The following is a 14,345-nucleotide window of genomic DNA, read 5'->3' on the forward strand; positions in this document are numbered from 1 at the left end:
GACCAGATGCGGCCGGTTGCGCAGCAACATCGCGACGAGGCTGCGCATCGAGAACGGCATGATGTCCTGGCGGCGCGGTGACGTCGAACCGTCGCGAGCGCACCGGCGCGATCATCGGCGGCGCCCTCGGCGGCGGCGCGGGCACCGCGGCAGGCAACGCGATGGGCGGCCGCACGGGCGGCCTGCTGGGTGCGGCGGTCGGCGGCGGCGCCGGCGCGGCGCTCGGCGGCAACATGTCGCGCAGCTCGTACGAGCGCGATCATGGCGATCGTGGCTATCGCCACCGCAAGCATCGTCACCACCGCGACTGGGACTGATCGCCGCCCGCGCGGCACGGTGCGCGAACCGCGCACCGGCGCGTAGACGGCGTCGGTTTCCGACGCGAGATTCGGCCCGGCAGCCTGCCGGGCCGCCATCGCCGGTTAGACCGGCGAACGTTTTTCGGCTTCACCAGCCGCGGCCGGATGCCCGATCGACGGGCCGGCCAGTTTCCCCTCCTCGCAGCATTTCCCCGTTTTCCGGCTACACCGCCTCTCGCGACGGAATGCGTTCGCGCAGCGTCGACATCCTTGGCGTTCCGTTCGACCCCCGTTCGATCCGCGTTCTGTCCCGTTGCCTCGTTCCGGTCCGACGACGGCCCATGATCGGTGCGGAGCGGTTCGCAGCCTTGCACGCTTCGGCGCACGCCAATCTGCGTAACCGGATGTATCGCGACCCGCGTGCGCGACGGGCGTGACTGCAGTTGCATACCCGCGCCTCCAGCGCCGCCGACGTGCGTTTGCACGGCCCGCCCGTCAGGATTTCCCGGATAGTCAGACCGTCGCGCCACGCTCCGTCACCGCGGATCGCGGGTGCCGGCAGGTAGTGGGAAATCGAATGGAATCCATCGCAACATTTAATTGGTCGATTGCGAACGACTTCGCTATCGTCGGCGATGCTCGCGTACGGCGTCGAACCGTGCCGCCGGCCGCGCGTCGCCGCATGAACGCGAGCGCCACGGCCCGGCCGCCGGCCACAAGCATGGGCCGCTGCGTCCGATGAACCGGACGAACCCGTCGCGAAGCCTGGCCGACCGAACGAAGGCGCATGCGCCTTCAAGCCACCCCGGCAACGATGTCCCGCCGCCGCATGCGTGCCCCACGCGCATGCGTGCCGCCCGATGCCGTTGGCGCCCGGGGCCGGACCAACCCATTGCCTGGATGCACTATGTCTAAGACAACGTATTACGCGCCGCACGGCGGCCACCCGCCGCAGACCGATCTGCTGACCGATCGCGCGATGTTCACCGAGGCGTACGCGGTGATCCCGAAGGGTGTGATGCGCGACATCGTCACGAGCTGGCTGCCGTTCTGGACGAACACGCGCCTGTGGGTGATCGCCCGCCCGCTGTCGGGTTTCGCGGAAACCTTCTCGCAGTACATCGTCGAAGTGAACCCGGGCGGCGGCAGCGACAAGCCGGAGCAGGACAAGAACGCCGAAGCCGTGCTGTTCGTCGTCGAAGGCGAAGCCGAGCTGACGCTGCAGGGCACGAAGCACGTGCTGACGCCGGGCGGCTATGCGTTCATTCCGCCGGGCGCCGACTGGACGCTGCACAACGTCAGCGATGCCGCGGTGCGTTTCCACTGGGTGCGCAAGCATTACCAGGCCGTCGACGGCATTCCGCTGCCGGAAGCATTCGTGACCAACGAGCAGGACGTCGAGCCGATCCCGATGCCGGGTACCAACGGCGCATGGGTGACGACGCGCTTCGTCGACATGAGCGACATGCGCCACGACATGCACGTGAACATCGTGACGTTCGAACCGGGCGGCGTGATTCCGTTCGCTGAAACGCACGTGATGGAGCACGGGCTGTACGTGCTCGAAGGCAAGGCCGTCTATCGCCTGAACCAGGACTGGGTCGAGGTCGAAGCGGGCGATTTCATGTGGCTGCGCGCGTTCTGCCCGCAGGCATGCTATTCGGGTGGCCCTGGCCGCTTCCGCTACCTGCTGTACAAAGACGTGAACCGTCACATGAACCTGACGCTGAATCCGGCGCGCTGAAGCGCCGCGCAAGTCGGACACGAAAGGCCGCCGGTGCAAGCCGGCGGTTTTTTTCGCGCGCTTCGTGGGGCGGAACGTCGGCGGACAAGCTGTACGACAACCCGAACTCGCACCGTGCTAAGGCGTCGCGCGCGGTCTTCGAAGAGACATGAGGCCGCAAGCGCCAGGAGGCCTGAAATTGCGCCCGTTGGGGATACGGTAACCACTCGTATGCGGGTACGCGTCGCCCAACGCTGTCAGGACACCAACGGCCAGCGCATTGCCGCATACGCCGCTGGCGGAACGTCGGCGAACGGCTGCAATGGATCGGGAACCGGTCGCGACACATCGAGTCCGGCACGAGCAGCACGGTATGCGGATTCGTCGGTCCGCCGTAATGGCAGTGTCACAACCGCATACGCTCAATGCGAGGAGGGCGGCACCGCGAAACCGGATACCCATGCCGACCGCGAAGTGGCTCATGAGACCGTGATGGCGAGTTCCTCCGCATACGCATTCAACTGGTCACCTACCCGCACCTTCAGTACATCGATGAACCGTTTGATTTTCGCGTCGACGAACTGACGGGACGAATACATCGCATACACGTTGCGCTGAGCGGTGTGGAATTGAGGCAGGACACGAACGAGCGATCCTTTTCGCAACTCGTCGATTGCCGAGAAGGCGGCGATCAGCCCGATTCCGGCGCCTTCCTGCAGCACAGTGGACATGGCATCCATGTCGTTGACACCGAAGTACGATCCCGTCGGACGATACACCGCGTCACCGGCGCTGCCTTGCAGATGCCACTCGTCGGGTGCGTAATCGACCGTGCTGAGGAGCACGCACGTGTGATCGGCGAGATCTTCCACGCATTCGGGAGCCGGATGTCGTGCCAGATAATCGGGCGATGCCGCCAGAACGCAGTGGCTTGCACCGATCTTCTGGCTCACATACGCCGAGTCCGGCAGGGTGCGCGCAATCACGATCGCCACGTCGAGCTGCTCTTCCAGCAGATTCGGCATTCGCTGCGACAGCATGAGATCGACCGATACTTCCGGGTATGCGCTTCGATAGGCCAGCACGGCTTGCGAAACCAGTCGACGGCCCAATCCGGGAACCGCGTGCACGCGTAATACACCGCGCGGCTCCAGGAGCGCATCGCGGGCTTCCGCTTCTGCCCGCTCGATGTCCGACAGGATCGCAACGCTGCGCTCGTAAAAACGTCGCCCCGCATCGGTGACCACGAGCCGTCGCGTCGAGCGCTGCAGCAACCGCGTATTGAGATTGTCCTCGAGTACCGAGACCGCTCGGGAAATGTTGCCGACCGTCGTATCGAGGTGGTTTGCGACAGCCGTGAAACTGCCCATCTCGACCACTTTCGCAAACACCGACATGGTGTGAACCTTGTCCATTACGCACCCTGGTTTTGAATTTTTCGTCGAATCGCCGCGTTTCGGCCCGCGCGAGCCAGTGATCATAGAGCGCGCGCCTGTTCCATGCAGTCAGCGCGCAAGAGCGTGTCGTTTTTGCGCATCCTTTCAATATGCCTTCATGCCGGCAGGGGATTTTCTCTCCCGAGACAAGATTCATTCTTTCCGGCCCCTCTAAGTTGCCGCCGGCTTCACCCCTAGACTGGGTCCCGAAGTCAGGCAGTCAGAACACGGGCGTTTGAAACCCGAGCTCGGCCCGACACGGCGTGGCGCGGTTCCCCTATCCGGCTCGCGGCGAACACATATTGAATCGTATTCCTAACCATAGAAGGCAATACCATGGACATCAGTTACGACGCACTTCACCTTTTCATCAACGGCGAATGGATCGACGCGAGCGAACGCGAAACGGCGCCGGTGATCAATCCCGCCACGCAAATCGAGATCGGGCGCGTGCCGCTGGCGACGGCAGCCGACCTGGATCGCGCCCTGCAGGTCGCCGCCCAGGCGTTCGACGTCTGGCGCAACACCGTGCCGGCCGAACGCGCGCGCATTCTCAAGCGCGGGGCGGAGCTGATGCGCGAGCGCGCCGAGCACATCGCGACCGTCATGACGCTCGAGGAAGGCAAACCGCTGGCGGAAAGCCGCGACGAAGTCCTGCGGGCCGCCGACTATTTCGAATGGTTCGCCGAAGAGGCGCGTCGTATCGACGGCCGCGTGGTGCCGTCCAACCGCCCGGGTGTGCAACAGCTCGTGAAGAAACAGGCGATCGGGCCTGTCGCCGCCTTCACGCCGTGGAATTTTCCGGCGATTACCCCGGCGCGCAAGCTGTCCGCCGCACTCGCCGCCGGGTGCAGCGTCATCATCAAACCCGGCGAGGAAAGCCCCGCAACGGCGCTTGCGCTGGCACGCGCACTGGATGACGCCGGTTTGCCGAAGGGCGTGCTTCAAGTCGTGTTCGGCGTGCCCGACGAGGTGTCGAAGCACCTGATCGCTTCCCCGGTCATCCGGAAGGTGACGTTCACGGGCTCGGTGCCGATCGGCCGTCTGCTGTCGGCGCGCGCAGCCGAAGGCGTCAAGCCCATCACGCTGGAGCTGGGCGGCCACGGGCCCGTCCTCGTATTCAACGATGCGGATGTCGAGAAGGCCGCGGTCGAAGGCGCGGCGAACCGCTTTCGCGGGACGGGCCAGATCTGCATCTCGTCGACGCGCTTCCTGATCCAGCGCGAAGTCTACGACGCGTTCGTCGGGCACTTCGTGCGTGCCGCCAACGCGCTCAAGGTCGGGAACGGCATGGATGCAGGCACGCAGGTCGGGCCGCTGGCCAATCCGCGCCAGCTCGCCAAGATGGAGGAACTCATCGCCGATGCGGTTGAGCGTGGCGCAACGGTTCTCGCCGGCGGAAAGCGCATCGAGGGCGAAGGGTACTTCTTCGAGCCCACGGTGCTGGCCGACGTACCGAAGGACGCGCGCGTGATGCACGAAGAGCCGTTTGGCCCGATCGCGGTGCTGATGCGCTTCGATGCGCTCGCCGACGGGCTCGCCGAAGCGAACCGGTTGCCGTACGGGCTCTCCGCCTACGCGTTCACGAGCAGTGCGCGCACGGCCATCGATGTGGCAGACGGTCTCGAAGCCGGCATGATCGGCATCAACCAGTACCGCATCGTCTCGACCGAACTCCCGTTTGGCGGCATGAAGGAAAGCGGCCATGGTTCGGAAGGCGGCGCCGAGGGCATCGAGTATTACCTGACACGCAAATTCATCAGCCAGGTTTAAAAGGAGCACCGACATGTCTCATGCAGATTTCAGCAGCCCGCGGGAAGCCGCACGCGCCTTTACGCCGACGCTCTCGGCGTTCGTCGACGACACACTCTATCCGCGCATCTGGAACGACCCGGCGCTGTCGCCGCGCGACCGCAGCCTCGTGACCGTCGCCGCGCTGATCGCGGGCGGCCATCTCGACGAGTTGCCGGCGCACCTGCGTCGTGCCGTGACGAACGGTGTCACGCGGGAAGAGCTGTCGGCGGCCATCACTCACCTCGCGTTCTATGCGGGGTTTCCCGCGGCGATCTCGGCATCCGCCGCGGCGCAGGCAACGCTTGGCGCGCAACCTCGGTCCGACGATGTTGCCGGCCATTCATCCACGACGCAGGAAGGTGTGAAATGAAAGCCATCACGTTCAGCGAATTCGGCGAGGCCGAGGTTCTCCAGCTCGCCGAGGTCCAGGCACCCGAAGTTCGTCCCGACGACCTGCTGGTGCGCGTCCATGCCGCAGGCGTGAATCGCGCGGATCTTACGCATCGGCGAGGAGGATACGGCCGGCCCAACTTCGGCGACTCGACGATCATGGGGCTCGAAATCGCCGGCGAGGTGATCGAGACCGGATCTTCCGTTCAGGGTTACAAGGTCGGCGATCGTGTCATGGGCGTAGTGGGCGGCGGGGCCTATGCAGAACTGGCGCGCATCGACTGGAGAATGGCGATGCCCATTCCCGCAACGATCGACTACGTGCACGCGGCGGCGATACCGGAAGTCTTCGTCACTGCGCACGAAGCGTTGTTGCATCTTGGCCGGTTGCAGCATGGCGATTCGGTGCTGGTTCACGCGGCGGCGGGCGGAGTGGGTTCCGCGGCAGTCCAGCTGGCCTACGCAACCGGCGCGACGATATTCGCGACCGCCGAAGCTTCGAAGCTGGAACGGATCGTTCAACTGGGTGTGGACCATGCGATCGACTACAAGACGCAGGACTTCGCGGAAGTCATCGCCGACAAGACAGACAAGCGCGGTGTCGACGTGGTTATCGACTTCGTCGGTGCACCGTATTTCGCGCGGAACATCGCATCGCTCGCAAACGGAGGGCGGCTGGTGCAGGTCGGCATTCTGGGTGGGGGCGGTGACGTGAGCGTGGGCCTCGAACAGATCCTGTACCGTCATCTGCAAATCATCGGCACGGTGATGAAGTCGCGCGACCAGCGCGAGAAACACGCGATGGTCCGGCGGTTTCGTGAACATTGGCTGGACCGCTTTGCGGGAGGGGCGGGCCTGGAACCGGTCGTCGACAGCGTGTTTCCTCTCGCCGATGCCGCGGCTGCCCATCGACGGATGGAGTCGGCCGTGAACGTCGGAAAGATCATCCTGACGATGGGCGAAAACGCCTGACGTGGCGTTTGCTCATGTCGGATGCCGGTGCATGAAGCTGTTGGGCAGGTGAGCGGAGCGAAGCGACCACCCGGCCGGCTTGCGTGATCGACATTCGTCGCAACTCTTGCAACGACCCTTCGTCGCCGCCAAGCGGTCGTTCGCAGGACGTGCGATGAAGTGGAACGCCGCGGGCTAGTCGCGGCACATGCAAAGCTCGAACTCGTGTCCGTCGGGGCTGCTCAATACAATGCTTTTCATGGACTCGATCTTCAATCCGTCCATCACGATGGAGGCTCCGTTTTCTGTTGCCCGCTTCACGAATTCGTGAAGCGCCTTTTCTTCGAACTCGAAGACAGGGACGGAGCCGCTACCTTTTATCTCGTCTCCGAAATCGTTTAACAAAAGGCCCAGTCTGTTTGTGCCGATCATGAATTCGGTCCACTTGCCGGACCGCTTGAGCGGTGCGTATCCAAGTAGCCGCTCCCAGAAAGAAGCGGACGTCTCCATATCGCTCACCTTCAAATACACGGTCCGAAGTTTCATGACGTGTCCCGGAAATGGATGCGAATCGAATGTATCAGACGCCAAAATAATTGGTTCACGGCAGCGTCGGCCTGGCTCATGCAGTGATTGAAGCTCGAGCACGATGCGCCGGGCGTGACCGTCCATCAGCGGGCGTGCGTTACCGGCCCCGTTTTCATGGCCGGTGCGTATCGCTACAGATCGAGCGCGATTGCCGCGAGTCGCGCAACCTGCAACCGCGTGTCGGGCGGCAGGTCATCCTCCATCAGCCACACGGCCGACAGGCCCGCCCACGCGAGAATCCACTGCAGGAGCCGACGGCGATCGAGTCGCGCGGCATCGGACACGCACACGACGCGTTGCGTGAAGCGCGCCGGATCGGCCGCGATCTCGTGCGCGGGATTGCAGAACAGGTTCGCGTAGTCGAACGCACGATCGCCGCGCAACCCTTTCGGGTCGATCGCGAGCCAGCCGCGATCGCCGAAATGAAGAATGTTGCCGTGATGGATGTCGCCGTGCAGGACGACTTCGTCGACGGGCGGCCCGGCCAGCAGCTCGCGCGCGATCGTTGCCGAGCGATGCAGCACGTCGTTGCCGACGTCATCCGACAGCAGCGAACGGAACCAGTCGCGCAACGGCACGACCGAAACCGGCTCCGGCGCGCGATGCGCGTGCAGCCGGGCGACGACGCCGCATGCGATGCGCATCGTGTCGTCGTCGTGACCCGATGCGGACAATTGGGCCAGCGACGGCGCGGGCTGCGCGCGCTCGAGCAGGATCGCGTCGCTGTCGTGCCGCCAAACCTGCGCCGCGCCGTGCCCGTTCCACCACGTCATCAGCGCGTTGCCGCGCCGCTCTTCGTCGCAGGTGGCGACCTTCAGCATCGCCGGCCGCGCCTGCCAGAGAACGGGCAACAGGCCGCCGCTCGCGGTCAGGATCGGGCCGCCGTCGGGTACGAGGCCCCACAGGGCGAGGTATCGATCGAACATCCCACGATGCTACAGGCGAAACGGATCGCGCGCAGCGCGGTTCTCCCGGCCGTGTTTGACGTGCCCGCATGTTCGACGTGAGCGGCCCGACGCACTTTCCTAAATAAAATTTGGCCTGCCAAACTTTGGCTAAAGAATGTTCCGGTTTCGCGCGATCCCTTCGACAATGCGCGCCTTTCGTGACGGTCGGTGCATATCGCGCGCCGGCCGTCGCAGCATCGAAGAAGGAGCCCGACATGACCGACCACACCGCATCCCCTCCGCCGCCGCCCGTGCCGCCGCCGCGCCGCCGTCGCGCATGGCGCACGCTCGCGGGCGCGCTGCTCGGCCTGACGCTCGCGTGCGCGGGCATCGGCGCATGGACGGTCAATCGCATCTGGACGCAGCTGCCGTCCGTCGAGCACCTCGCCGTCTATCGTCCCGCGCTGCCGCTGCGGATCTTCTCGCGCGACGGCGACCTGCTCGCCGAATACGGCGTCGAGCGGCGCGAGTTCGTGCCGCTCGAACGCATCCCGCCGCTGATGCGCCACGCGCTGCTAGCGGCCGAGGACGCGAAGTTCTATCAGCACGGCGCGGTGGATGTCGGCGGCCTCGCGCGCGCGACGTTCGCGAACGTCGTGACGGGGCAGCCGAGGCAGGGCGGCAGCACGATCACGATGCAGGTCGCGCGCAACTTCTACCTGACGCGCGACAAGGTGCTGAGCCGCAAGCTCGCCGAGATCCTGATGGCGGTCAAGCTCGAACGCGAATACAGCAAGGACAAGCTGCTCGAGCTGTACATGAACGAGATCTACCTGGGTGAGCGCGCATACGGTTTCGCGGCGGCGGCGAACGTGTATTTCGGCAAGCCGCTCGACGCGCTGAACGCGGGCGAGGCGGCCGTGCTCGCGGGGCTGCCGAAGGCGCCGTCCGCGTTCAACCCGGTCGTCAATCCGGCGCGCGCGACTGCGCGGCGCAACTACGTGCTCGGGCGGATGCATGCACTCGGCCAGCTCGACGACGCGACTTATCGCGCGGCCGTCGACGCGCCGATCGCGCTGGCGACCACGCCGCCGCCCGGGATCGTCGCCGCGCCGTACGTCGCCGAACGCGCGCGCCGGATGATGGTCGAGCGTTTTCACGACGACGCCTATACGCTCGGCCTCGACGTGACGACGACGATCTCGATGCGCGACCAGCGCGCAGCCGAAGCCGCGCTGCAGCGTCAGCTGAGCCGGCAGCCGGGCGCGAAGCGCGATGCGCGCAACGGGCTCGAAGGCGCGCTCGTGTCGCTCGATGCGGCCACCGGCGACATGCTCGCGCTCGTCGGCGGCGCGGATTTCAATCGCAACGTGTTCGACCATGCGCTGCAGGCGTATCGCCAGCCGGGTTCGAGCTTCAAGCCGTTCGTCTATTCAGCCGCGCTGGAAAAGGGCTACTTCCCGGGTGTACTCGTCGACGATACGCAGCGCACGCTCACCCATGAGGAAACCGGCGCGCGGCCGTGGCGTCCGCGCAATTTCGGCAACCGCTACGAGGGTTTCATCCCGGTGCGGCGCGGGCTCGTGCGCTCGAAGAACCTGGTCGCGGTCAGCCTGATGCAGGCCACCGACGCGCGCTACGTGCAGCAGCACGCGGTGCATTTCGGTTTCGACGCGCAGCGCAATCCGGCGTCGCTGCCGCTCGCGCTCGGCGCGGGCGCGGTGACGCCGCTCGAACTCGCAAGCGCGTACAGCGTGTTCGCGAACGGCGGGACGCGAATGGAGCCGCGCCTGATCCTGTCGGTGAAGCAGCGCCACGGCGGCGCGATGTACGAGGCCACGACGCCGGAAGGTGCGCGCGTCGTGTCGGCGCGTAACGCGTTCTTGATGGACAGCATGCTGCGCGACGTCGTGAAGGCCGGCACCGCGCGCGGCGCGCTCGCGCTGCGCCGCGACGACGCGGCCGGCAAGACGGGCACGTCGAACGGGTCGAAGGATGTGTGGTTCGCCGGCTACTCGTCGGGTATCGTCGCGGTCGCGTGGCTCGGCTACGACACGCCGCGCCCGATGGGGCGCGCGACCGGCGCGACGCTGGCGCTGCCGGTCTGGCTCGACTACATGAAGACGGCCGTCGACGGACGCACGCCGATCGATGCGACGCCGCCGCAGGACGTCGCGCTCGTCGACGGCGATTTCGTCTACGCCGAATACACACGCGGCACGTGCACGGCCGACGTGCCGCCGTACATCCGCAGCCGCTTCGCGTGCGGCGGCGCAGCGGCACAGGACGCCTCCGATGCGCCGGCCGGCAGCGGCAAACCCGACGCGCCGATGCCCGCGGCCGTCGACGCGGCCGAGCGCGAACGCGTGCTCGACCTGTTCCGTACCGACGACTGACGCGCACCATGCATACGCTTTATCTGATTGCGATCGTCGCGGAAGCGATGTCGGGTGCGCTGATGGGCATGCGGCGCGGGATGGACCGCTTCGGGCTCGCGCTCGTCGGCGCGGTGACGGCGCTCGGCGGCGGCACCGTGCGCGACGTGTTGCTCGGCCACTATCCGCTCGGCTGGATCGCGCATCCCGAGTACCTGGTGATCACGCTCGCCGCGGCAACCGTCGCATCGTGGGCCGCCCGGCATGTCGGGCGTATGAAGACGCTGTTCGTCACCGTCGACGCGATCGGCCTCGCCGCGTTCACGATCATCGGCTGCGACATCGGCGCGTCGACCGGCGCCGCGCCGATCATCGTCGTGCTGGCCGGCGCGATCACCGGCGTGTGCGGCGGGATGCTGCGCGACCTGCTGTGCAACGAGATGCCGCTGATCCTGCGCGAGGAACTGTACGCGAGCGTCGCGTTCGTGACGGGCGCGTTGTATGTCGGGATGCAGCATCTCGACGTCGATGCGGGCGCGGCGACCGTGGTCGCGCTGGCGGCCGGTTTTTCGATGCGGATGCTGGCCGTGCGGCTCGGGTGGAAGATGCGGACCTTCGGCGCGGCCGACGTCGGGCATTGACGCGCGGCGGCGAGGCGGCGCGGCGGCGTTCAGTCCGGCTGCATCACCTGGAAGACATTGCCTTCCGGATCGATGCCGTCGAGCAGCCGGTACGGGAATCCGTCGAAGCGCTTGACGTCGCGCACGGTGACGCCGTCGCGCGCGAGACGGTCGCGATGCGCTTCGATGTCGGCGTCGATCCGGAAGACGAGCTTCACGTTGTTCGTCGCCGGGTTCGCATTCGACGGCGCGGCCGCGTGGCGGAACGTCGGGCCCGCCAGATGCAGGGCGAGTTCGATCGCACCCGCGTCGAGCACCGCCCATTCACCGTCGATTTCCTCGATGACAGGGAGATCGAAATGGCGTTGATAGAACGCCTTCAGCAGCGTGACGTCCTGGACGTACAGGATGATGCGGGTCATCGGAAGCGGCATGGAGTTTCCTCGAAGGGGATGCGCGAAGCGCGAATGAGGTCGCTTGAAAGTCGAACGTGCTGATCAACGGCCAGGAAGCGGCCGCCCGGCACGCGTCTTCGGCGTCACGCCGGGACCATGACCGGCGGCGCACCGTCGCCGGTTTCCACCATCTTCACGGAAAACCCGTAGCACTGCGCGATATGCGCGGGCGTCATCACGTCGCGCGGCGTGCCGTGCGCGACGATCGTGCCGTCGGCGAGCATCGCGATCGTATCCGCGTGCCGCGCGGCGAGGTTCGGATCGTGGACGATCGCGAGCACGCCGAGCCGCCATTCGCGCGCGACCGAGCGCACGGTGTCGAGCAGCCGGTGCTGGTGCGCGAGGTCGAGCGCGGCGGTCGGTTCGTCGAGCAGCAGGTAGCGCGGGCCGCTCTCCGTTGCTTCGTCGTCCGGCCATAACTGCGCGAGCACGCGCGCGAACTGCACGCGCGCGAGTTCGCCGCCCGACAGCGTCGTGACGTCGCGGCCGACGAGCGCGTCGGCGCCCGCGCGTTCGAGCGCGCGCCACGCGATGTCGCGATCGTGATGCGACGTCGCGCCGCTGCGCCGCGCATGCGGATAGCGGCCGAGCAGCACGATTTCGTCGACGCTGAACGGGAAGGCCGGTTGCGCGGCCTGCGGCAGCACCGCGCGCAGGCACGCGAGGCGCGGCGCATCGATGCGCGCGAGCGGTTCGCCGTTCAGCGTGACTTCGCCGGTCACGCGCACGCCGTTCGGCGCGACGCTGCCGGTCAGCTCGCCGGCGAAGGTCTTCAGCAGCGTGCTCTTGCCGCTGCCGGACGGCCCGATCAGCGCCGTCACGCTGCCCGGTTCGATCGACAGCGACAGGTCGCGGAGGATCGCGTTGTGGCGGCGCGCGACGTCGAGATGGTGAGCGGTCAGCATGGTCGTCGTGAAGAAAGGGTTACCCGCCGAGCGCGCCGCGGCTTTTCCACAGCAGCGCGAGAAAGAACGGCGCGCCGAGCAGCGCGGTCAGCACGCCGAGCGGAATTTCGGCAGGCGCCGCGACCGTGCGCGCGGCGAGATCGGCGGCGAGCGTCAGCAACGCGCCGAGCAGGGCGGCGCCGGGCAGCACGACGCGCTGGTCGGGGCCGCACGCGAGGCGCACGCAATGCGGCGCGACGAGCCCGATGAAGCCGATGATGCCGGCGCACGAGACCAACGCGCCGACCGCGAGCGCGACCGCAACGAGCACGCGCCGCTTCAGCCGCTGCACGGGCACGCCGAGGTGCAGCGCCTCGGTTTCGCCGAGCTGCAACGCGTTCAGCGCGTCGCGTTCGCGTGCGAGCAGCACGCAGCCGATCGCGACGCACGGCGCGACGGCCGCGAGCGCGGACCATTGCGCGCCGCCGAGGCTGCCGAGGCTCCAGAAGGTCAGCGAGCGCAGCTGCGCATCGTCGGCGACGAACGTGAGCAGCCCGATCGCCGCGCCGGCCAGCGCATTGATCGCGATGCCGGCGAGCAGCAGCAGCGGCAACGCGAGCCGGCCGCGCGCCGCGGCGAGCCGGTAGACGAGCGCGGCGACCGCGAGCGCGCCCGCGAACGCGGCGACGGGCAACGCGGCGGCACTTGCGTGTGCGGCGAACAGCGCGGGGCCGAGCACGATCATCGTGGTCGCGCCGAGTGCCGCGCCGCTCGACACGCCGACGAGCCCCGGATCGGCGAGCGGGTTGCGGAACAGTGCCTGCATCGCGGCGCCGGCGGCGCCGAAGCCGCCGCCGACCAGCAGTGCGAGCGCGACGCGCGGCGCGCGGATGTCGAGCAGCACCGCGCGCGCCTGCTGCGCGGCGGCGTCGCCGGTCAGCGCGGCCCAGGCTTCCGTGAGCGGAATGCGGTATGCGCCGACGCACAGCGCGACGACGGACATCACGCACACGAGAGCGGCGAGTGCGGTGAGCGCGAACGGCGCAAAGCGGCGCGACGTGCCCATGCGCGCGGCGCCGGAGTGCGACGCGGGCGACGGTGCGGGGAAGGGCGAAGCATGAGCGGGCATCGGGGCGATCCGGGATCAGGCGAGTGCATCCGACAGCCGTCGGTGCAGGGTCGTGACGGCGAGCGGCAGGCGTGGGCCGAAGCCGAGCAGGAACAGGGCATCCAGCGACACGATGCGTTGCGCGCGGCCGGCCGGCGTCGCGCCGAAGCCGGGCGTGGCGAGCAGCGCCGCGCGCCCGCCGACGGCCGCGAGCCCTTCGTCGGAAATCAGCACCACGTCGGGCGCGGCGGCGGCGAGCGCCTCGGTCGTCAGCGGCTTGTAGTGATCGAAACCCTGCATCGCGTTGCGTGCGCCCGCGTAGCGGATCATCGCGTCGGCGGCCGTGCGCTGGCCGGCGACGAGCGCCTGGTTGCCGGTATGGTTCAGCACGAACAGCACGCGCGGCGGCTGCGCGCCGCCGGGCGCGCGGGCAGCGACCGCGTCACGCGCGGCCTGCCAGTCGCGGTCGAAACGTTGCAGCAGCGCGGTGCCCGCGTCGCGCACGTCGAGCGCCTGCGCGACGCCCGTGATCTTCGCGCGGACCGATTCGACGTCGTGGCGTTCGTCGAACGTCGTCACCGCGACGCCGGCGCCTTTCACCTGCGCGATCGCGGTGGGCGGCCCGGCTTCCGCCGACGCGAGCACGAGATCGGGCCGCAGCGACAGCAGCCCCTCGGCCGACAGCGCGCGCTGGTAGCCGACTTTCGGCAAACGCTTCGCGGCATCGGGATACGTGCAGGTCGTGTCGGCGCCGACGAGCCGGTAGCGCGGCGTCTCGGCGCCGCCGAGCGCGAACGCGGTTTCCGCGAGTGCGCCGCCGATCACGACCACGCGC

13 protein-coding genes and 1 pseudogene are annotated in these 14,345 nt (G+C 67.5%); 7 read left to right on the plus strand and 7 right to left on the minus strand.

Annotated elements, in window-relative coordinates:
• Positions 1–68 precede the first annotated feature (68 nt).
• Together L810_RS41090 and L810_RS41100 are read left to right on the plus strand one after the other, a co-directional pair.
• Positions 69–317 (plus strand): annotated as a pseudogene (locus L810_RS41090) (hypothetical protein); the annotation flags it as partial.
• A gap of 889 nt (positions 318–1,206) precedes the next feature.
• A complete protein-coding gene (locus L810_RS41100) occupies positions 1,207–2,043 on the plus strand; it encodes a bifunctional allantoicase/(S)-ureidoglycine aminohydrolase (RefSeq protein WP_021164018.1) in 837 nt (278 codons plus the stop codon).
• 458 nt (positions 2,044–2,501) lie between these two features.
• Here L810_RS41100 and L810_RS41105 read toward each other — a convergent pair whose 3' ends face one another.
• Positions 2,502–3,437 carry a LysR family transcriptional regulator gene (locus L810_RS41105; protein WP_042978264.1) on the minus strand — a complete coding sequence of 312 codons (936 nt, stop codon included), beginning with the start codon at positions 3,435–3,437 and terminating at the stop codon, positions 2,502–2,504.
• A 357-nt stretch (positions 3,438–3,794) separates the two neighbouring features.
• On the opposite strand from L810_RS41105, the gene L810_RS41110 reads away from it, so the two are divergent.
• From L810_RS41110 to L810_RS41120, 3 genes are read left to right on the plus strand one after another with little or no spacing between them, the layout of a single operon-like run.
• The gene (locus tag L810_RS41110; RefSeq protein ID WP_021164020.1) at positions 3,795–5,231 is read left to right on the plus strand and encodes an NAD-dependent succinate-semialdehyde dehydrogenase; all 1,437 of its coding nucleotides are present in this window, start codon (positions 3,795–3,797) and stop codon (positions 5,229–5,231) included.
• 13 nt (positions 5,232–5,244) lie between these two features.
• Positions 5,245–5,622: a carboxymuconolactone decarboxylase family protein gene (locus L810_RS41115; RefSeq protein WP_021164021.1), complete on the plus strand. Its 378-nt coding sequence runs from the start codon at positions 5,245–5,247 to the stop codon at positions 5,620–5,622.
• Complete coding sequence (locus L810_RS41120) at positions 5,619–6,614, plus strand: NAD(P)H-quinone oxidoreductase (RefSeq protein WP_021164022.1); 996 nt, start codon at positions 5,619–5,621, stop codon at positions 6,612–6,614. The genes L810_RS41115 and L810_RS41120 overlap by 4 nt, the downstream gene beginning before the upstream one ends.
• A gap of 174 nt (positions 6,615–6,788) precedes the next feature.
• Here L810_RS41120 and L810_RS41125 read toward each other — a convergent pair whose 3' ends face one another.
• Both L810_RS41125 and L810_RS41130 read right to left on the minus strand, forming a co-directional pair.
• On the minus strand, positions 6,789–7,139 hold the full coding sequence (locus L810_RS41125; RefSeq protein WP_042978265.1) for a VOC family protein: 351 nt from the start codon (positions 7,137–7,139) through the stop codon (positions 6,789–6,791).
• Positions 7,140–7,312: 173 nt separating this feature from the next.
• Positions 7,313–8,107, minus strand: a complete 795-nt coding sequence (locus L810_RS41130; protein WP_021164024.1) for an aminoglycoside phosphotransferase family protein — start codon at positions 8,105–8,107, stop codon at positions 7,313–7,315.
• 236 nt (positions 8,108–8,343) lie between these two features.
• Between L810_RS41130 and L810_RS41135 the strand changes: the two genes are divergently transcribed.
• Both L810_RS41135 and L810_RS41140 read left to right on the plus strand, forming a co-directional pair.
• Positions 8,344–10,464 (plus strand): penicillin-binding protein 1A, encoded by a 2,121-nt coding sequence (locus L810_RS41135; RefSeq protein WP_042978268.1) that lies wholly within the window; start codon positions 8,344–8,346, stop codon positions 10,462–10,464.
• A gap of 8 nt (positions 10,465–10,472) precedes the next feature.
• The gene (locus tag L810_RS41140; protein ID WP_021164026.1) at positions 10,473–11,084 is read left to right on the plus strand and encodes a trimeric intracellular cation channel family protein; all 612 of its coding nucleotides are present in this window, start codon (positions 10,473–10,475) and stop codon (positions 11,082–11,084) included.
• 29 nt (positions 11,085–11,113) lie between these two features.
• On the opposite strand, the gene L810_RS41145 is transcribed toward L810_RS41140, so the two are convergent.
• From L810_RS41145 to L810_RS41160, 4 genes are all read right to left on the minus strand, one after another.
• The gene (locus L810_RS41145) at positions 11,114–11,497 is read right to left on the minus strand and encodes a VOC family protein (RefSeq protein WP_021164027.1); all 384 of its coding nucleotides are present in this window, start codon (positions 11,495–11,497) and stop codon (positions 11,114–11,116) included.
• A gap of 104 nt (positions 11,498–11,601) precedes the next feature.
• Positions 11,602–12,423 carry a heme ABC transporter ATP-binding protein gene (locus tag L810_RS41150; RefSeq protein ID WP_021164028.1) on the minus strand — a complete coding sequence of 274 codons (822 nt, stop codon included), beginning with the start codon at positions 12,421–12,423 and terminating at the stop codon, positions 11,602–11,604.
• A gap of 19 nt (positions 12,424–12,442) precedes the next feature.
• Positions 12,443–13,531, minus strand: coding sequence for a FecCD family ABC transporter permease (locus tag L810_RS41155; protein ID WP_042978266.1), 1,089 nt, complete (start codon positions 13,529–13,531; stop codon positions 12,443–12,445).
• A gap of 15 nt (positions 13,532–13,546) precedes the next feature.
• Positions 13,547–14,345 (minus strand): heme/hemin ABC transporter substrate-binding protein (locus L810_RS41160; RefSeq protein ID WP_042978269.1); only part of this gene is annotated, 799 nt, incomplete at its 5' end.

The organism is Burkholderia sp. AU4i, assembly GCF_000466765.1.
GTDB classification, from domain to species: Bacteria; Pseudomonadota; Gammaproteobacteria; order Burkholderiales; family Burkholderiaceae; genus Burkholderia; species Burkholderia cepacia.

Bases quoted from the DNA above. Each gene is read 5' to 3' on its own strand.
- L810_RS41140 (WP_021164026.1), top strand. From the start codon at position 10,473: ATGCATACGCTTTATCTGATTGCGATCGTCGCGGAAGCGATGTCGGGT.
- L810_RS41130 (WP_021164024.1), bottom strand. From the start codon at position 8,107: ATGTTCGATCGATACCTCGCCCTGTGGGGCCTCGTACCCGACGGCGGC.
- L810_RS41145 (WP_021164027.1), bottom strand. From the start codon at position 11,497: ATGCCGCTTCCGATGACCCGCATCATCCTGTACGTCCAGGACGTCACG.
- L810_RS41125 (WP_042978265.1), bottom strand. From the start codon at position 7,139: ATGAAACTTCGGACCGTGTATTTGAAGGTGAGCGATATGGAGACGTCC.
- L810_RS41150 (WP_021164028.1), bottom strand. From the start codon at position 12,423: ATGCTGACCGCTCACCATCTCGACGTCGCGCGCCGCCACAACGCGATC.
- L810_RS41135 (WP_042978268.1), top strand. From the start codon at position 8,344: ATGACCGACCACACCGCATCCCCTCCGCCGCCGCCCGTGCCGCCGCCG.
- L810_RS41105 (WP_042978264.1), bottom strand. From the start codon at position 3,437: ATGGACAAGGTTCACACCATGTCGGTGTTTGCGAAAGTGGTCGAGATG.
- L810_RS41120 (WP_021164022.1), top strand. From the start codon at position 5,619: ATGAAAGCCATCACGTTCAGCGAATTCGGCGAGGCCGAGGTTCTCCAG.
- L810_RS41115 (WP_021164021.1), top strand. From the start codon at position 5,245: ATGTCTCATGCAGATTTCAGCAGCCCGCGGGAAGCCGCACGCGCCTTT.
- L810_RS41100 (WP_021164018.1), top strand. From the start codon at position 1,207: ATGTCTAAGACAACGTATTACGCGCCGCACGGCGGCCACCCGCCGCAG.
- L810_RS41155 (WP_042978266.1), bottom strand. From the start codon at position 13,531: ATGCCCGCTCATGCTTCGCCCTTCCCCGCACCGTCGCCCGCGTCGCAC.
- L810_RS41110 (WP_021164020.1), top strand. From the start codon at position 3,795: ATGGACATCAGTTACGACGCACTTCACCTTTTCATCAACGGCGAATGG.